The sequence below is a fragment of the Pantoea sp. X-Soil-TKNS-1280 genome, from assembly GCF_059730475.1.
Genome location: NZ_AP035962.1, coordinates 2,107,201 through 2,125,528, shown reverse-complemented (window position 1 = coordinate 2,125,528; position 18,328 = coordinate 2,107,201). Strand labels below are relative to the sequence as shown.

The following is an 18,328-nucleotide window of genomic DNA, read 5'->3' as shown; positions in this document are numbered from 1 at the left end:
ATTGAGTAAAAATTAGCAAGAGCCGAGGGTAAAGCAAGCCAAGCGGTCATCACGACTGAGGTGAGTTGTCCTATTTAATTCTCCTGTTCTGAACCAGACCATTAACCCGTTCACTCACCCTATTTTACTGAAATATTATCGCAATCCCGCCCCCGAAAAGGCAGGAAAAAACACATGGCGATTGCAATCCTCCTGTTTACACAATTCCTTCTCCATTACCCTGCTCTTTTCTCAGATTTCACGTAGCGACGCCGAACGGGTTGCGGATTAAGCCTGGGACTCACCCCTCTACGTCATCCCGATAGACATACACATCCTCGACCATTTCATGCGGGAATGTTTGCACCGATAAAAGCTCATAGCTTTCAGTTCCGTCACGTTTCATCTGTTTAAAGGCATTACGCGCGACTTCATGATTCCCTCCATCATCGTCACAGAACGCAACAAAGAAATCGTTCGGTTTGACGCCGTGCTGGATGGCGAGCTTATTCACAATATCATTGATGATCTCAATCTTAGGTGTTTGAGATGTCAGGTAGACTTTATCTTTATAGCACCACGAACGGGTCTTGCCATCCGGGAATACTGTGACATCTTTTGCCACTGTGCCATCAAATTTAATATCGATATCTTCACAATCTGATTTTTTAGGCCACATTGCCCCGGCAATATCTTTGGTGATTAAAAAATCAACCAGCTTGATCAATGCACCATCAATGAAAGAACGCGACGAAATAAAACCGACATAGGCTCGCCCTGCGCAAACTGAGAGAAAAACGTCCCGTATGTGAGCTTCTTTATTCTCCGCCGTCTTGTCGAATTCCCTGTCAGCCCACTCTTTATTGGATATCCCCATAAACCGATGACTCGCAATACTGATGGTATCGTCAAAGTCTAAAAGCAATACCACTGGTTTGTTTTCCGGATTGTAATCCTTAATCAGGTCTTTAACTTCCAGCAGCGTTTGATCCAAAGGGGAATTGCAAAGTCCAGTGGCATAGGCATCAGGCGTATAATCTTTCGTTTCGACGCGTAGATAGTTATCCAGGCAGCGGTTTTCCAAATCCCTTATCACCGGCGCAATGGTCTGAACGTCACTCTGATGCAGTGCGCGTTTAATCGGCTCGATATTGACCGCCCCTGAACCATAAGAAATGATTTTTTGCATAGTACAGAATAGAGCGATTTCTATACCCGATGCGTTATCTTTGAATTCTTTTTCATAGTCATTGAACGCATGCAGCATTTGGGCGAAGTTTTTTTTAGCTTCATAGTCTGCATGTGTTATTTTCTGGCAGACTTTTTCAAAGCATATCCTGAAGGCCTCGCTGTTTTTATAAAATGCTTCCAGTAAGTGAATGGTAGATAAAAAGGGTGTTTTATGTGTTTCAATATGCAGAATGTTAAGCGAAGAGAAAAAAGAAATTATTTTTTTAAAGCAATCATTGGGGGAGATGCTGGGGATTGTAGAGGTGATCAGACTAAGAGGTTCAATTGTCTCATTTGATATACCCAGTATTGGAACCTGATGGCGTTCACTTTCACTACTACCCACTCCCATGGACGCAATGATAGGATTACCACTGCCACCGACTTTAGCTGTACTGGCTTCCATATGTTCACCTCATATATTGTCATTGTCCGAAGTTAAACCACATATAACATATGAAGCCTGATTAAAATTAAATATCATGAAAAAATCATAAAATATACCCAAAAAAAGTAGCAGCAGGAAAGACGTACTGCTACATGGTATTTTAGTAACTAAAATTTTGGCATATAAAAATATACGCCTATTTATTTCTACTCATTTTATACCCATTATATGTTCCTTTCCACACTAAAACATCGTCCCCTGTCGGCCTTACTTTAGATTGCACTAGCCTGATTGATTTGTCGGGATCCGGGGACTCTACTGTAAAGATATTATCACTCCAGGAGCATTTGTACATTTTTGAACCTTCTGGTAGATTTTGGGGTTTTATTTCAAGCAGATTAAAGGTCTTATCTTCAAGAGAAAAACTCACTCCCATGCCAATTATTTTTTTACTGATCTGGTATCTGCTGGCATCAAGTGGTGACAGATTGGTAAAATAACCTCCAAACGATTTTTTTTCGTTTTTGACACCTTTAGCATTACATGATGAGTTAATTCTATTAGTTTGACCTATTCCCTCGAATCCTTTGCCATCAGTATAATGAATCAATGTTTCTGGCCACTCTTCCCTTGGGATTTCAATTCTGGTCAGAACTTCTCCTTTTTCAGTCGTAGCCATATATTGTGGAGTCGCTCGCTCAGTATTGTGGGATGCCACTGGTTCACTACGTCTGGAGCTGGAGCTTGCGCCAACTCGCGGACTACCAAAAGGTGCATGCAATGCACCTGATGCTGATGGCCTCGATCTTGGTGGTGTGCCATGCGCCCCACCATCAGCTCTTAATTTCACTCTCTTGGGTTGTGATGGACCGGCTTCAGGTTCAGCTTCAGGTTTATCCCTTCTGCCCTTTGGCTGAACCTGGGATTTGACCTCAGGACCCGTATCGTCCTTAACGGGTTGATGTTTGGCTATCCACTCGGCTTCTTTACCTTTTTTTGCCTTGAATAAAAATGCCAGCATCTTTGTATAGTTGTCAGCGCTGTCAGCAGGAATATTATTAATATAATTATCTAATTGTGCTTCTGTTAATGTTGAAAAACCCGAAATATTTTCCTTCATAAACTCCTGGAGTTTTGCCCTTTGCGCAGGGGGCAGATTAAACCCGCCCGGAAGCCGCATTCTCTTCCCTTTTGCATCAACATGATTATAACCCTGGCGAAACATTCCTGTTTCCCCATCATAAATGTATTGCTTCATAGACGTATCATTGGTCAACTCCACGTAAATAGTTTCCTCACCACCTTTACCATTATCAACGACCATAGGTCTGACGTGAGCATCTCGTAATTGTTTTGCCGTTGGTTGCGAATGCACGCTATCAGTGTCACTTGCCGAGCCACTTTCGGAATCGAGATAGAGATGGGAGATCGCTTCATCAATCTCTCGCTGTTTTTCCATTCTTTTTCTTAGATGTGGCAACTCATTGATCAGTTCTAAACTTTCTTTATTCGCTTTTTTCAATGCTTCAAGATTAAGTATAGCTTGTGCCAGAAATTCTGAATCACAGATTTTTCTTGCTACAAGATCTCTTAAACCTTCGAGATTGTCTCGCTGTCCTGGAGTGAGATTAGGTATCTTTAACGTTGTATTAATTTGTCTCAATGCATTTTCTAAACCATGAATATCATTTCGCATTGCTGCTATTTGTTTGGTTATATTCTCCTCATGTCCCTTTTGCTGTCTTGATTTTTCTTTTTGCTGAGCCTTTTCCTGCTTAACCCGCACCTTTGAACGATCAATATCCTGTTTGATCTTTCCTTTTTCGGTTAGTGACTCAATATCACAGGGTTTAACACCAGGTGTGGCAGTCATTATTATTCTTGATAATGACATTACCCCTTCAGCAAATTCCATAATGTTGAAATTTTCCTGAGAATCACGTTCTGCATATTTTGCTTCCCGCTCAGCAGCCTTTTCAGCAACGATGGCTTCGTCTCTTTCGCGACAGCCAGCAGCATGTTGTTCGTGCTGAGTAAGTCCTTCGTGATACATCGTATCGAGGGAACCAGCCAGTGCATCCAGCAGTCCCGGTTTGTGTTTGTCTATCTCTGCTTGCATACGTGATAAACTGTGAATATGCTCACGGGCGACATCCAACATCGCATTTCTGTTATCCGTCCAAATCCGACTTCTGATAATCTTAAAGGTATTTTCTGTGAGGTCACTGACAATCTCTTCGGATGCTTTTCTTGCTGCATCAAAGATTTTCTTATCTATTGGCGTTTTGTCTGATTTGTGTGATATCCGTATACCACCATCCTCGAGTATTTTAATCACTGCCCTGACATACATTGAAGAGTTTCTACCCATAAAACTCAGCCGCTGAAAGGCGTTTTTATTACCTTGCTGATCGATGATTTCGTTGCTGGGATCAGCCATTTTTTCAGTGAGTTTTTTTATCAGTTCTTCACGCCCCTCTGCATCATTCTTTATCGTATCAACCAAAGACGTTGCCCAAGCCACTGCGCCAGGTTTATTCGATAATGCAATGACCTCAGGCAATAAGGCCGTTAAATGCCCTCGAGCCTCCGCTGGAGTAATTGTTCCCGACGCTTGTAACGCGGAGATGATTTGAGAATAATTTTCGACGAGCTTATCTGCGGGGTGAGGATAGATACTTATGAATTTCTTTAGTCTGTCTTCGATCTTTTTATACAGATTATCATATCCCGACACCCCTTCACTCAAATACTCATGAGCAAGCTGCGAGTCATATTTTAACTTTTCAGCTGCCTCACCCAACTCTATATTAAGATAACCTAATTTCTTACCTGAATCAGTGGCTGATGTCGTCATTGCCTCATAATCATAAATCGTATGAATCGGCGTATTAGTAATTTCTCTTGGCATAAGATAACCTATAAACAATCGACACGGAGTTAATTTAGAAATGCAGTATTCAGCCACTTCCCCGAATACTACGATTTTCCCGTTGATAGGTTATTTATTCCAAAAAAAATCTCTTATGAAAACCAGCAAAACTTTCTGTTTTTCTGCGCAATGACAGATTACTCTGTGTTTTCTACAAGAAATACAACATTGGAGCACGCATAAATTTTAACGAAAATGACAAAGCCATAACCAAACGGTTATAACTTTGTCATTAATAACGAGGAATGTTACAGCGAAGAAATCACATCATTACGCAGATTAACAATGTGTTTACGAATGGAAGCCAGGCTTTTTTCCCGATCGCCTTCACGCATCGCAGTAAGCAAATCAAGATGCTCGGCGTGGTTTTCCTGCTGGCGATGCAGCGGGCTATGCAAACGGAACAGACGCACGTTAACGCGCAAACCTTTTAGCACCTGCGCCAGTACCAGGTTACCGCTGGCTTCGGCAATGGTGTTGTGCAGCTTTTCATCGAAACGCCAGAAAAGATGTTCCTGCGCCTCACCGGCATCAATCAATTCACGCAGCTCTTTGAGCAGGTCATCCAGTGTAGCGGCGCTGATTTTATCCAGTGCTTTACCCACCGCTTCCGCTTCCAGCACTTCCCGCAGCGCCATGGTATCAAGATACTCTTTGATATCGATGGTGCGCACGGTGTAGGAACGTGCGCCACGTCGTTCCAGCAGGTTTTCACCCGCCAGTCTCACCAGTGCCTCACGCATTGGCGTACGGGAAACCTGCAACTCTTCCGCCAGCCGCGATTCCAGCATTTCACTACTTCCGGGAATTTTACGTTCGAGGATTAACTCCTTCAGCAACGTATAAACCTGCTCAGACAGACTGGCTGATTTCATATACAACGGCTTGGCAGCCATAATCGCAGCAAGGGTGTGATCCTGATAGTCAGTCATCTTCACGCAGTGTCCAAAAGTAAAATGGCTAATGAGTTTACCGGATTATCCGCTTATTGGGAAAGGCACCGCACAAGTGAGAAACGCACCATTCCCTGCCCTTCCCTGATATTCACCCTCCGCCCAGACCTTTTCACCGCGCGATAAGGTGATGGCAGGCCAGGCCTGAACCTGTTTACCTTCATAAGGCGTGTGATCGGCATTGGTGTGCAAATCGCGATTGCTGATGGTTTTATCGATACCGGTATCCCAGATCACCAAATCGGCATCCGAACCCACCGCAATACTGCCTTTTTGCGGATACAGGCCATAGAGCTTCGCCGGTGCCGTGGCGGTCAAATCGACAAAACGCTGTGCGGAAATACGCTTCTTCAGTACCCCTTCACTCATCAATAACGGCAGACGTGTTTCCAGTCCGGCGATGCCGTTAGGCACCAGATCAAATGAGGCATTGTCGCCATGCAGCTTCTTACCTTGCGGATCATCGAAGTTAAACGGGCAATGATCCGAGGAAAAAATGGTAAAGGTGCCGTTCGCTAACGCATTCCATACTGCATTCTGGCTGTCAGTATCGCGTGGCGGCGGGCTACAAATGCATTTTGCGCCGTGGAAACTATCATCAATGCCCAGATCCTCAGCGGTGAGGAACAGATATTGCGGACAGGTTTCAGAGAAGATATTGATGCCCTGACCACGCGCCCAGTAAATCTGCTCAATCGCCGCACGGCTGGATACATGGACCAGCAAAATCGGCACATCGACCAGTTCTGCCAGAGAAATCGCCCGGTGCGTGGCTTCACGCTCGCCAATCGGTGAATGGGCCAGCGCATGAAAACGCGGCGCGATTTTGCCCTGCTTTTTCAGCCGCTCGGTTAACCAACTGATGCAGTCATCATTTTCTGCGTGAATCATGGAGATCGCCCCGGCTTCACGCGTCGCTTCCAGCACATTCAGAATATGGTGATCGGTCAGTTTTAACGCGTCATAGGTCATATAGATCTTAAATGACGTGTAGCCCTGCTGGATAACCTGCGGAATCTCGTCAATCACTGCGGCGCTGGCGTCAGTAATAATCACGTGAAACGCGTAATCAATGCAGGCTTTCCCTTCAGCACGCTGATGGTAATCGGCGATCGCATCGTGCAGGCTTTGCCCTTTGAATTGCATGGCAAAAGGAATAATGGTGGTGGTACCGCCACAGGCAGCCGAACGCGTACCGCTAATGAAGTCATCCGCCCCGACAGAACCATCAGTGGAAGGCTGGTCGAGGTGACAATGGGCATCAACACCGCCCGGCGTGACCATGCGACCTTTGGCATCGATCACCTGCTGCGCCAGCGTTTCATCGAGGGTCGCTGCGATGACGCTAATACGCCCCTCACTGATGCCAATATCACCATAATAACGATCGGCAGCCGTCACGATATCCGCATTTTTAATAATCAGATCAAAGGATTTCATGGTTGCGTCTCCCGGGTGTAAGCGCTGGAAACTTCCTTAAAGCTGGGTTTGACCGGTTCACTGCTGTGCGTGGTGTTTTGATACGCTTTAGCGTAGTGACGTTCGATTTTGCGCTGGATAAAGTCCCATAAGGTGGTGAGGAGCAGATAATAGGTGGCGGCCACCATAAACAGTTCCAGCACCATAAATTGTTCCTGCATCAATATCTGGGTACGACGCAGTAGCTCCTCCATGGAAATGACCGAAGCGATGGAGGTGGTTTTTAATAATCCATTAAAGCTGTTGCCTAACGACGGCAGGATTAAACGCATGGTCTGTGGGAAAATCACGTAACGCGCCACATTCAGCTGGTTAAAGCCCAACGCTTTGGCCGCATTAATTTGCCCTTTCGGCAAGGCCTGCACGCCACCACGAATGATTTCCGCCAGGTAAGCCGCTTCATTCAATACCAGCCCCATCACCACCGCTTCAATCACGCTAAAGCGAATGCCAATCTGCGGCAGACCGGTATAGATAATAATCAGCTGCACCAGTAACGGCGTACCGCGAAAAATCCAGATATAAGTGCGGGCAATCTGGTTAATCCATGACCAGGGAGAGAGTCTGGCAAAGGCGAGTAATATTCCCAATACCAGCCCGCCAGCCATACCCGCAAGGGTTAACAGGACGGTATTCACCGCCCCCATGAAAATGAAATAGTTGGTGAGATAATGGAAGTACCCTTCCCAGCTCCAGCCCTGAATCATAATTCGCTTTCCTACAGTTACGAGTGGGGACCCTGAACACTAAAGGTTCCGGTGATCATTTTCGCGCCGTACTTGTTAAACAGCGCCGGTAAGCTGCCATCGGCATTCATCTGGTTCAGCACTTTCGCGGTGGCGTCAGCCAGATGTGCGTCTTTGAATGCAATAGCAACCGGTGTCGGGTCGATGCCAGAGAGCACCTGCTTAAACATCCCTTTGTGCTGATAATCCGCCGCGACGGCGTCGATGCTGATCACTGCGCTTACCTGCTGCGCGCGTAACGCCTGGAAGGCCACGGTAAAGTTATCAAAGGTATGGATATCAACCGGCTTGAGGCCTTTGGCTTCCAGCTCTTTGCTGATCTTACGGATGGTGGTTTCTTCAAAACCGCCGATTTCCACTCCGACACTTTTACCCGCCAGATCTTCAACTTTGGCAATTTTGCCGCTGTCGGCAGGAGCCACGGAAACACTGATGGCCTGGCTCTCATAAGGGATCAGATACATGATTTTTGCGCGTGCCGGAGTGAAGAAAATGCCGGTGTTGATCATGTCCCAGCGTCCGCCCTGCAAACCCGGTACCATCGCGGAAAATTCAATACGGGTGTAGTCCGGTTTCAGGCATAGACGTTTGGCAATTTCCTCGCCCAGCTCGATGCGCATGCCTTTTAACTGGCCCTCACCATCGACATATTGCAGTGGCGGTAAGGTCGGGTTAGTGGACATCTTTAACTCACCCGCCGTCACCAGGTTTGCACCCTCAATCGGGGTACAGGCCGCGAAGCTGGCTTGCATAAACAGGCTACCCGTAAGAAGACATGCAGCTGCTATCAACGTTTTTTTGGTCATCATTTACATTCTCCGAATAAGCAAAATAGGACGGGTATCAATGCTGAAAGCTGTTCAGCACTGCGAGTTTTTCTAATTCATGACGCAGAACCTGGTGCAAATCGCTGGCAAGCGGCAGACGCGGTGCACGCGGGATGCCCACCTCCAGCCCCATCATCGACAGGCCCGCTTTGCTGGCGGCAACATAATGTGGCCCGCCAACCGCACGCACTACCGGCAGGATTTTGTGATATAGCGCCAGGGCTTCATTGCGATCAAGGCGGTCCACTGCGGCTTCAAACATTTGTGCACACTGCGATGGCAACAGGTTAGACGCCACCGCCACCCAGCCGCAGGCACCGAGCCAGAAGGATTCGTAGCCGAGGATGCCGGCGAACACATTCATGCGGTCGCCGCACAATTCAATGATGTCGCGCACACGAGTGACTTCCAGCGTGGATTCTTTGATATAGCTGACGGTGTCGATTTCCGATAAACGCGCCACGGTTTTCGGCAGCAAATCGACATTGGCGGTGGCCGGGTTGTTGTAAATCATGATCGGAATGGAAAGCGCTTCGCCCACCGCACGGTAATGGGCAAACAATTCGTCTTCGTTCGGGCAGCTGTAAAATGGCGGGATGATCATCACGCCATCTGCCCCCATCGCTTCGGCTTCTTTACTCAGTTCCACGCATTCCGGCGTCCATTCTGCACCGGTTCCCATCAACACCGGTACACGCCCTCTTGCGGTGCGAATCACCGTTTCGGTGACCAGCTGGCGCTCCTCGCGAGTCATCGATAAAAATTCACCGGTACTGCCCAATGGGATAAGCCCATGAATACCTTGCTCAATTTGCCAATCGACCAATTTTTCCAGAGCTGGCACGTCAATTGCTAAACCATCCTGGGTGAAAGGAGTAATTAACACCGTATAAGTACCGCGAAACTGCGCCATGTTTTGAGTTCCTTAAGAAATTGCTTGATGCATACCGTTTGTATACCGTATACATAATGTATACACAAGCGTTGTCGGATCACAAGCGTTATGGAACTCAAATCTCCCAACATCATTCCTGCCAGCAAAACTCTGACCATCTGGTTTGATGGCCAAGCCGTGCAGGCCCTGCCTGACGAAACCATTGCGGCTGCACTCGCACGGCAAAATATCGTGACTATCCGTGAGGCCAGTCAGGGCGACAAACGCGGGTTATGGTGCGGCATGGGGGCCTGCTACGAGTGTGTGGTGCAGGTGGATGGCAAAGGATCGCAACGCAGCTGCATGACTCTGGTGCAGGACGGTATGCAGGTGCAGACTCAGCGCGCTCCGCAACCACCGGCCCAACCTCTCGCCCCAACCCCACACAACGTTGCCCCAGAAACACGTGAGTGCGATCTGCTGGTGCTGGGTGCCGGTCCGGCGGGACTTTCTGCCGCGCGCATCGCCGCCAGCGCGGGTGCAAAGGTCATGGTGATTGATGAACGCCCGCAGAGCGGCGGTCAGTTTTTTAAGCCGCTGGCCCCTTCTCATACCCTGCATGGCAAAGTGCCGCAGCAATGGTGTGATGGCGATACCCTGCTGAAAGAGACCCTGGCAGCCGGGGTAGACATTCTGCAACAGGCCACGGTCTGGGCGGCTTTTTCTGCCCAGGAAATTGGCGTTATCTGGCGCGATCAGACGTTGCTGATTCGCCCGCAACAGCTGATCATCGCCACCGGTGCCTATGAGCGCCCGGTGCCTTTTCCTGGCTGGACCCTGCCCGGCGTGATGACTACCGGCGCAGGCCAGACGCTGGCGAAAGCGTATCGGGTCATTCCTGGTGAGCGAGTGGTCGTCAGCGGCAATGGTCCATTGAATTTGCAGTTTGCCGCCGAGCTGGTTGACAGCCAGGGCAAGGTGGTTGAGGTGCTGGAACGCGCCGCTAAACCGGGGATCAAAATGCTGCGGCAGATCCTGACCATGGCAAAAGTTGCACCCGAGCTGTTGCTCAAGGGACGTCATTACCTGTCGATCCTGAAAAAAAATCGTGTGGCGGTGCGCTGGGGTTATGAAGTGGTTGCTGCGCACGGACAGGATCGGTTAGAACGCATTACTGTTATGGCGGTGGATCAGCACGGGCAGCGCATTCCCGGTTCAAGCCGCGAGATTGCGTGTGATGTGCTTTGTCTCGGCCACGGTTTTATTCCCTCCACCGATCTGGCTCGCTCGCTGGGCTGCGAACAGCAACTTGCTGCCACCCCGTTCAGTACCCCAACGATTAAAACCGATGCAGACGGCGCAACCAGCGTCGCTGGCGTTTATGTGATCGGTGATGGTGCCCGCCTCGGCGGCGCGCAGATTGCCCAGACGCGCGGTCAGCTGGCTGGCATCCGTGCGCTCCAGGCGCTCGGCAAAAAGGCTGAGGGCATGGATATCCATCAGTTGAAAACACGCCTCGCCAAAGCGGAAGATTTTCAACAGGCGCTGTGGCAGGTCTACCAGGCTCCACCGGTGAGCCTGCAATCGCTGGCGGACGAGACGGTGATTTGCCGTTGTGAAAACATCACCCTTGGCAGCTTGCGCAGCGCCATCAGCGCAGGCATGGATACCCCGGCCGCACTGAAGCGTAATCTGCGCACCGGCATGGGGTTATGTCAGGGACGAACCTGTTCTGGCATGGTGGCGCAGCTGGTGACGGAGATGACCGGACGCCAAAAGCAAACCAGCGGATTCTATGCGCCCCGCTTCCCGGTGCGTCCGGTTCCCATCGCCGCGTTGACCTTTGAGAAACAGGAATGGGGCGGCCATAAACCCGCCATCACCCCTAATCTGGCGCGCCCGGTGGAATCTGCACCCTTGCCCCCTCAGAAGACCGACGTACTGGTGATCGGTGGCGGCGTGATGGGCAACTGCCTCGGTTATTACCTGGCCGAGGGTGGCGCTGATGTGCTGGTGGTGGAGCGCGACGATATCAATTTACAGGCTTCCGGGGCCAACGCGGGCAGCCTGCATGTGCAACTACTGTCCTTCGATTTTGGTGCCAAAGCCGAACAAGGTGGCGGTCCGGCGGCGCAAACGCTGCCGCTGGGGCCGGTTTCGGTCCGGCTGTGGCAGGAACTGGAAGCCGCCAGCGGTGAGTCGCTGGAAATCAAGATCACCGGCGGATTGATGGTGGCGGAAACCGAACAGGAGATGCGTTTCCTCGAACAGAAAATGTTGCTGGAGCGCCGCTTCGGTATCGAAGCCAGCTTGCTGGATGCGCGTGAATTAGCGCAATTGTCCCCCAACCTTTCCCCGCAGCTTATTGGTGCCGAATTTTGCCCGATGGAAGGCAAGATCAACCCACTGCGTGCCACTTATGTGGTGAACCAGCTGGCACGCGCTCAGGGCGCACGTTTCCAGCGCGGCACCGATGTGATGGCCATTGAGCGGCTCTCCCACGGTGGCTACCGGGTACAAACCAGCCGTGGCGTGATTGAGGCGCAGCGAGTGATCAATGCTGCCGGTGCCTGGGCCGCCAAAGTAGGTGAAATGGTGGGGATCAACGTGCCCGTCAAAGGCGCGCCGCTACAGATGATTGTCACCGAACGTGCCGCGCCGCTGGTGGATCACCTGATTGCACACGCGGGTCGTCATCTCAGCCTGAAACAGACGGCGCACGGCAGCTTATTAATTGGCGGCGGCTGGAGTGCGCAATTTAATCCGGCAATGCGCATGAATCAGCCCTCGCGCGAAAGTATTGAAGGCAATTTGTGGGTGGCAAATAAAGTGCTGACCGCCCTGAGTGGCCTGCATATGGTACGTAGCTGGGCCGGGATGAATATCAATATCGACGGCGCGCCGATTATTGGCGAAGTGCCCGGCATCCCCGGTTTCTACAACGCCGTGACCTCCAATGGTTATACCCTGTCGCCGGTGGTGGCCCGCAGCCTGGCGCAACTTATTCTTCGTGGCAGCAGTGAGATCAATCTGTCGCCTTACCATATTTCCCGTTTCGATAATCACAGGACTGCTGTCAATGAGTAAACAACGTGTCGCCACATGGATTGAACACCATTTTCCCGACCAGGTTGAGATGCTGAAAATTCTGGTGCAAACCCCGTCAGATAACCCGCCAGGTGATTGTACGCCTCATGCCTTAGTCACGGCGCAGCAATTACGCGCGCTGGGGCTGGAAGTCGAAACCTTCACGGTGCCGGATGATGTGGTACAGGCTGCCGGGATGCGCAGCGCGACCAACCTGGTGGTGCGTCATCGCTTTGGACCCGGTCCAACGGTAGCGCTCAATGCGCACGGTGATGTGGTACCACCCGGTGGCGGCTGGAGCAAAGACCCTTACGGTGCCGAAATCGAAGATGGCTGGTTATATGGTCGTGGGGCTGCGGTGTCGAAATCAGACATCACCACTTATGCTTACGCGCTGCTGGCGCTGATCCACAGTGAAGCCAGGCTAAATGGCACCATCGAGCTGCACATTACTTACGATGAAGAAACCGGTGGCGCGACCGGACCTGGCTGGCTGCTGGAAAATGGCATCAGCAAGCCGGATTACGTGGTCTGTGCTGCGCTAAGTTACTTTGTCGTCACCGCGCATAATGGTTGTCTGCATCTGGAAATCGCCGTGCAGGGTCAATCGGCGCACGCCGCTTTTCCTGCCAGCGGCCACGATGCCATCGAAGCCGGGAACCGTGTCATGAGCGCGCTGTATCACTATCGTGACTCGCTGGCAGCAACACATTCGCAGGTTCCGGGTATTGATTCCCCTACGCTGGTGATTGGTCTGGTGTCGGGCGGCATTAATACCAATGTGGTGGGCGATAATATGGTGATTCGTCTCGACCGTCGCATTATCCCGGAGGAAAACCCGGAGGCGGTGGAGCAGGAATTAATCGCGTTGATTGCCAGCGTGGAAAAACAGCTGACCGGCATTACCTGCAAGGTAAAACGCATTTTACTGGCGCGCCCGTTCACCTCATCCGCCGCGAGCATCGCCCTGGCTAATATCTTCAGCCAGCAGGCAGAAGAAATCCTGCAGGAACCGATCCCGTTAGTCGGGCTGCCGCTGTATACCGATGCCCGTCTGTACAGTGCCGCAGGCATTCCCACCATTATGTACGGTGCCGGACCACGCAGCTTCCTCGAGGCCAATGGGCACCGCGCCGATGAGCGTGTGCATCTTGATGATTTACAGCGCGCCACCAAAATCGTCGCCAATAGTCTGCTTACCCTTTTGCAGGAGAAAAACGCATGATCGCCATTAATAATCTGTCCAAATATTATGGTCAGCTGCCGGTGCTGAAAAACTGCACGCTGAATATTCAAAAAGGCGAAGTGGTGGTAATTTGTGGCCCGTCCGGTTCCGGGAAATCCACCTTAATTAAATGCATCAATGCGCTGGAGCCGTTTCAGCGTGGCGAAATTGATGTGGATGGCATGAAGCTCAGTGATAAGAAAACCAATCTCACCGCCCTGCGTCAGCAGGTGGGCATGGTGTTTCAGTCCTTTGAATTATTCCCGCATATGACGGTGCTGGAAAACCTGATTGTGCCACAGATGCGTAACCTGAAACGCCCGCGTGCGGCGGCATTAGATAAAGCGCAGGAACTGCTGCAACGTGTGGGCATGGAACGTCACGGACATAAATATCCGGCTCAGTTGTCCGGCGGCCAGCAGCAACGTGTCGCCATCGCCCGTGCACTGGCGATGAACCCCAAAGTGATGTTATTTGACGAACCCACTTCGGCACTGGATCCTGAAATGGTGGCAGAGGTGCTGGCGGTGATGGCGGAACTGGCTGCTGAAGGCATGACCATGTGTTGTGTCACGCATGAACTGGGCTTTGCCCGTAAGATTGCTGACCGCATCATTTTTATGGATGCCGGGGAAATTATCGAAGACGCCGAGACGGAAACCTTTTTCACCACCCCGGCCTCACCGCGCGCGCGAAATTTTCTCGACCAGATCATTCATCATTAAGGAAAAAAGGCTGAGTATGAAAGCACGCCACCTGCAGGAAAATGCCGTCCGCTACTTTCTGGAAGTGGTTCGCTCGGGTTCACTCAGCCTGGCGGCACAGAAACTGAATGTTGCCGCCTCCGCTATCAGCCGTCAGATTAGCGGCCTGGAAGATCGGCTGGGGGAAACCCTGTTCGAACGGCGTAAGGAAGGGATGATCCCCACCGCCGCCGGGGAGTTGCTGGCGGCCTGGGCGATCCGCACCCAGCTGGAAAGTGAAAAGGTGGTGCATGAACTGGCTGAACTGAGCGGGCTGCGGAAAGGTGAAGTTCGCATCGACAGTTCGGCTGGCTTCAGCGTCGATTTTTTACCAATGATGATCGCCTCCTTTCGTCGTCATTATCCCGATATCCATTTTCGCCTGCATGTCACCCATGCCGAAGAGGTGGTGCGTCGGCTGCGTGAAGGGGAAAGTGACCTCGGGCTGACTTTCAGCCAGATTCCCGAGGAGAATATTCATGTCGCCTGGCGTTTGCAGTCCCGTCTGGTAGCGGTGATGCCGCCCGAACATGTGCTTGCCCGGCGCAGCGGTTTACAGCTTTCGCAGCTGAGTGGCTATCCTCTCGGGCTGCCGGAACGACCAATTATGTTGCGCCGCCTGTTCGATGCCTGCTGTAGCCGTCAGGGGATCGTCATTTCTCCGGTGTTTGTCACCAACTCCATCAGTGCGTTGCTGGCCTTTGTACGTTATGAACAGGGCGTGGTGGTGGCGTCCGAAATGACGGTGCGGGAATATATTCGTGCCCATAATTTGTGCGCTGTCCCGCTGGTGGGACAGGATCTGCACGGCATCAATATCGAACTGAATACGCTGGCGGGCCGCAGCTTACCCAAAGCGGTGACGGCGTTTATTGACCATTTTATTCGCGAAATGGAGTCCACGCCGTTTATTTCCGCTGTCACATCATAATATTCGCTTATTACCCAACACCTGAATCGATCCCTTTTTCGTCGTTTATGCTGGCGCGAAATAATAATGCCTTATCACGACGTGATCTTTGCCGTTTTGCTATGGATAACGTGAAAAAGTTGAAATGGTGATAACCCTGAGCGCATGGCAGGATGAATTTCTGCTGAGAAATTTAATCCTCCGGCTAATAAGGAACTGCCATGCAACCTTCATCGTTTTACCGGCATTGGGTGGTTATTTTGCTGTATATCGCCTGGTGTATCGCCTTTATTGATCGCGTGGTGCTGAGCATGGGTGCACCGGCACTGACGGCGGAAATGCACCTCAGGCCCGCCGAACTCGGCCTGGTGTTAAGCGTGTTCTATTTTGGCTTCTGGCTGATGCAGTTACCGGGTGGCTGGCTCGCCGACCGCTTTGGCGCGAAGTCAGTGGTGATTATGGCGATCGGTTTTTGGTCATTGTTCACCCTGCTTACCGGCCTGGCATGGTCGCTGGCGTCATTGTTATTTATCCGCCTGTTGTTCGGTCTGGGTGAAGGCGCGTTCCCCTCGGCAGCCATTAAGAATGCGGCGGAAAATTACCGCACGGAACAGAAACCTAAAATTACCTCGCTGCTGGTGTCATCAAATTATATCGGCAGCATGATCGCCCCACTGTTAATTGCCCCACTGCTGCTGCATTTCCACTGGCGTCACACCTTTATGCTAATTGGGATTTTGGGATTGGTGTTTGTGCTGATATATAGCCTGACGGTACGCAACACCCCGGCCAGTGACAGCGAACAGCGGCAACGCATTAATTTGCAGGACGTGAAAAGTGTCATGAAGCACCCGCTGCTGTGGAAGATCGCGGCGGTGTGGTTTGGTCTGAGTCTCATCAACAAAGGGCTGGATTCCTGGATGCCGGTTTATCTGATGACCGAGCGTCACCTCGATCTGAAAGCCGTCGGCGTGCTGCTGCCGATCCCCTATCTGATGGCCGGGATCGCGACCGCCATCGGTGGCTGGGTGATGATGAAATTCTTTAATGGCCGGGAAAACCTGATGCTGCTGTTCAGCGCCCTGTTTACCGCCATCTCCATCGGTTGTATGTACCGTGCGGAAACGCTGACCGGCGTGATTGTGGCGCAGGCATTCACCTATTTCTTTAAATCGTTTGTGCTGGCGGTTGCCGTGGCACTGCCGACCAAAATCCTCGCGCCGCGGATGGTGGGTTCCGGTATTGGTGTGATCAACTTTGGTGGCCAGGCGGCAGGCTTTATTGCCCCGCTGGCGATTGGTCTGATGGTGCAACACTTCAGCTTTGGCTCCGCGTTCCTGTTCCTGATGGGGGCCGCCGCGTTCTCAACCCTGATGAGCCTGACCATCCGCACGGAAAAAACCGGCACAGCGGCGGTGCCTCCGCTGAAATCATTAACCAAAGAAGGATGATGCGATGGATACGTTATGCGATCTCCCGGCGACGGAAGCCCGTCGTCTGATTGGCGAAAAGAGCATCGCCCCGAGTGAGCTGCTGGAAAGCTGTATCAAGCGGATTGAACAGGTTAATCCGGCGGTGAATGCGCTGGTGGCCTGCGATTTTGCTGCGGCGCGCGCCATCGCCAAACAGCAGGATAATGCGGTGCTGCGCGGCGAACCACTCGGCCCGTTACACGGTTTACCGCTCGGCGTGAAGGATATGATCGACGCCGCCGGCTTGCCGACCACCTACGGCAGCGTGGCAAAACGCAACAACGTGCCACAGCAGGATGAGCGGCTGGTGGCGGTGTTGCGCGCAGCGGGCGCGAACGTTGTCGGCAAAACCAACGTACCGGAATGGGGTGCCGGAGGGAATTCCCGCAACGCGGTGTATGGCACCACCGGTAACCCGTTTGATCCCAGCCGTTCCGCCGCAGGATCCTCTGGCGGATCTGCGGTGGCACTGGCCTGCGGCATGGTGTCGCTGGCGACCGGTTCCGATACCGGCGGTTCGCTGCGTAATCCGGCAGCCTTTAACGGCGTGGTCGGTTTCCGCCCGACGGCGGGTCTTATCCCGGCAGAAAAACGCGGCTGCGCCTGGTTGCAAATTTCCACTCTGGGTCCGATGGGACGCACGGTGGATGATGCCGCCTTAATGTTCAGCGTGATTCAGGGCGAAGATGCGCGCGATCCGCTGTCGCATGTGGTGCCGGGACGCCAGTTGCGCCAGCCGCAGGAGTTCTTTCCGTTGGCAGCGATGGACCTCTCCTCGCAACGCCTGGCATGGAGCCACGACTTCGGCTTCGCCCCGACCGAGCAAGGTGTGGTGGATTGCTTTCACGGCAAAATGCAGCATATCGCCCCGCTGTTCGCCAGCGCTGAACAGGCGACGCCGGATTGTCAGGGAGCGAATGAAGCCTTCGAAACCCTGCGATCACTGTTGTTCCTCACCGCTACGCGTGAACTGTATCAGCAGCATCCGCAGTCAGTCGGTGAAAACGTGCGCATGAATATTGAAGAAGGCTTGCGCTACAGCGCACTGGATATTGCACGCGGACTGGATTTACAAACCCAGCTGTATCGGCGCTGGGAAGCGTTTTTTCACGACTATGATTATATGGTGTCACCGGCAGTCACCATCAGCCCACGTCCATGGACCGAACTTTATCCGCGTGAAATCAACGGCCAGCCGACACGTACCTACTATCACTGGCTGGCGCTGGCGTATGTCACCTCGCTGGCCGGGTTGCCCTCCCTTTCCTTACCCCTGGGGCGGGATGCGCAGGGCATGCCGTTTGGTTTACAAATCATCGGCAAGCGTGGTGACGACACTGGCGTACTGCGGGTGGCAAAAGCGCTGGAGCAAAAATTTCGCCAGCATCCGCAACTGGCACGCCCGCAGCCGGACATTGCCGCGCTGTGCCAGGCACCGCCTATCGCCAGCATGGCGGATTTTTATCTCCCTTTAGGTCAGTAA

General features: G+C 51.9%; 13 protein-coding genes. 6 read left to right on the top strand and 7 right to left on the bottom strand.

Features of this window, described 5'->3' with window-relative positions:
* Positions 1-280: 280 nt before the first annotated feature.
* From AC6I8X_RS09915 to AC6I8X_RS09885, 7 genes are all read right to left on the bottom strand, one after another.
* Positions 281-1,615: a hypothetical protein gene (locus AC6I8X_RS09915; RefSeq protein WP_497840996.1), complete on the bottom strand. Its 1,335-nt coding sequence runs from the start codon at positions 1,613-1,615 to the stop codon at positions 281-283.
* Between the two features lie 178 nt (positions 1,616-1,793).
* On the bottom strand, positions 1,794-4,508 hold the full coding sequence (locus AC6I8X_RS09910) for a hypothetical protein (RefSeq protein WP_497840995.1): 2,715 nt from the start codon (positions 4,506-4,508) through the stop codon (positions 1,794-1,796).
* Positions 4,509-4,777: 269 nt separating this feature from the next.
* Positions 4,778-5,461, bottom strand: coding sequence for a GntR family transcriptional regulator (locus AC6I8X_RS09905; protein ID WP_313685572.1), 684 nt, complete (start codon positions 5,459-5,461; stop codon positions 4,778-4,780).
* A gap of 45 nt (positions 5,462-5,506) precedes the next feature.
* A complete protein-coding gene (gene hydA, locus AC6I8X_RS09900) occupies positions 5,507-6,922 on the bottom strand; it encodes a dihydropyrimidinase (protein ID WP_313685574.1) in 1,416 nt (471 codons plus the stop codon).
* Positions 6,919-7,668 (bottom strand): amino acid ABC transporter permease, encoded by a 750-nt coding sequence (locus tag AC6I8X_RS09895; RefSeq protein ID WP_299453060.1) that lies wholly within the window; start codon positions 7,666-7,668, stop codon positions 6,919-6,921. The genes hydA and AC6I8X_RS09895 overlap by 4 nt, the downstream gene beginning before the upstream one ends.
* Before the next feature lie 17 nt (positions 7,669-7,685).
* Complete coding sequence (locus AC6I8X_RS09890; RefSeq protein ID WP_217621302.1) at positions 7,686-8,516, bottom strand: ABC transporter substrate-binding protein; 831 nt, start codon at positions 8,514-8,516, stop codon at positions 7,686-7,688.
* A 34-nt stretch (positions 8,517-8,550) separates the two neighbouring features.
* A complete protein-coding gene (locus tag AC6I8X_RS09885; RefSeq protein ID WP_084874788.1) occupies positions 8,551-9,447 on the bottom strand; it encodes a dihydrodipicolinate synthase family protein in 897 nt (298 codons plus the stop codon).
* Between the two features lie 90 nt (positions 9,448-9,537).
* On the opposite strand from AC6I8X_RS09885, the gene AC6I8X_RS09880 reads away from it, so the two are divergent.
* The 6 genes from AC6I8X_RS09880 to AC6I8X_RS09855 all read left to right on the top strand — a co-directional run bounded on the left by AC6I8X_RS09880 (position 9,538) and on the right by AC6I8X_RS09855 (position 18,328).
* Complete coding sequence (locus tag AC6I8X_RS09880; protein ID WP_497840994.1) at positions 9,538-12,495, top strand: FAD-dependent oxidoreductase; 2,958 nt, start codon at positions 9,538-9,540, stop codon at positions 12,493-12,495.
* Positions 12,488-13,720 (top strand): M20/M25/M40 family metallo-hydrolase, encoded by a 1,233-nt coding sequence (locus tag AC6I8X_RS09875; protein WP_497840993.1) that lies wholly within the window; start codon positions 12,488-12,490, stop codon positions 13,718-13,720. Before AC6I8X_RS09880 ends, AC6I8X_RS09875 begins: the two co-directional genes overlap by 8 nt.
* A complete protein-coding gene (locus tag AC6I8X_RS09870; RefSeq protein ID WP_084874777.1) occupies positions 13,717-14,445 on the top strand; it encodes an amino acid ABC transporter ATP-binding protein in 729 nt (242 codons plus the stop codon). The genes AC6I8X_RS09875 and AC6I8X_RS09870 overlap by 4 nt, the downstream gene beginning before the upstream one ends.
* A gap of 16 nt (positions 14,446-14,461) precedes the next feature.
* The gene (locus AC6I8X_RS09865) at positions 14,462-15,394 is read left to right on the top strand and encodes a LysR family transcriptional regulator (RefSeq protein WP_313688060.1); all 933 of its coding nucleotides are present in this window, start codon (positions 14,462-14,464) and stop codon (positions 15,392-15,394) included.
* Positions 15,395-15,594: 200 nt separating this feature from the next.
* Positions 15,595-16,824: an MFS transporter gene (locus AC6I8X_RS09860; RefSeq protein WP_497840992.1), complete on the top strand. Its 1,230-nt coding sequence runs from the start codon at positions 15,595-15,597 to the stop codon at positions 16,822-16,824.
* Positions 16,825-16,828: 4 nt separating this feature from the next.
* The gene (locus AC6I8X_RS09855; protein ID WP_497840991.1) at positions 16,829-18,328 is read left to right on the top strand and encodes an amidase; all 1,500 of its coding nucleotides are present in this window, start codon (positions 16,829-16,831) and stop codon (positions 18,326-18,328) included.

What these genes read in the sequence shown, in the direction of transcription:
- AC6I8X_RS09915 (WP_497840996.1), bottom strand. Translation starts at nt 1,615, where the DNA reads ATGGAAGCCAGTACAGCTAAAGTCGGTGGCAGTGGTAATCCTATCATT.
- AC6I8X_RS09910 (WP_497840995.1), bottom strand. Translation starts at nt 4,508, where the DNA reads ATGCCAAGAGAAATTACTAATACGCCGATTCATACGATTTATGATTAT.
- AC6I8X_RS09905 (WP_313685572.1), bottom strand. Translation starts at nt 5,461, where the DNA reads ATGACTGACTATCAGGATCACACCCTTGCTGCGATTATGGCTGCCAAG.
- hydA (WP_313685574.1), bottom strand. Translation starts at nt 6,922, where the DNA reads ATGAAATCCTTTGATCTGATTATTAAAAATGCGGATATCGTGACGGCT.
- AC6I8X_RS09895 (WP_299453060.1), bottom strand. Translation starts at nt 7,668, where the DNA reads ATGATTCAGGGCTGGAGCTGGGAAGGGTACTTCCATTATCTCACCAAC.
- AC6I8X_RS09890 (WP_217621302.1), bottom strand. Translation starts at nt 8,516, where the DNA reads ATGATGACCAAAAAAACGTTGATAGCAGCTGCATGTCTTCTTACGGGT.
- AC6I8X_RS09885 (WP_084874788.1), bottom strand. Translation starts at nt 9,447, where the DNA reads ATGGCGCAGTTTCGCGGTACTTATACGGTGTTAATTACTCCTTTCACC.
- AC6I8X_RS09880 (WP_497840994.1), top strand. Translation starts at nt 9,538, where the DNA reads ATGGAACTCAAATCTCCCAACATCATTCCTGCCAGCAAAACTCTGACC.
- AC6I8X_RS09875 (WP_497840993.1), top strand. Translation starts at nt 12,488, where the DNA reads ATGAGTAAACAACGTGTCGCCACATGGATTGAACACCATTTTCCCGAC.
- AC6I8X_RS09870 (WP_084874777.1), top strand. Translation starts at nt 13,717, where the DNA reads ATGATCGCCATTAATAATCTGTCCAAATATTATGGTCAGCTGCCGGTG.
- AC6I8X_RS09865 (WP_313688060.1), top strand. Translation starts at nt 14,462, where the DNA reads ATGAAAGCACGCCACCTGCAGGAAAATGCCGTCCGCTACTTTCTGGAA.
- AC6I8X_RS09860 (WP_497840992.1), top strand. Translation starts at nt 15,595, where the DNA reads ATGCAACCTTCATCGTTTTACCGGCATTGGGTGGTTATTTTGCTGTAT.
- AC6I8X_RS09855 (WP_497840991.1), top strand. Translation starts at nt 16,829, where the DNA reads ATGGATACGTTATGCGATCTCCCGGCGACGGAAGCCCGTCGTCTGATT.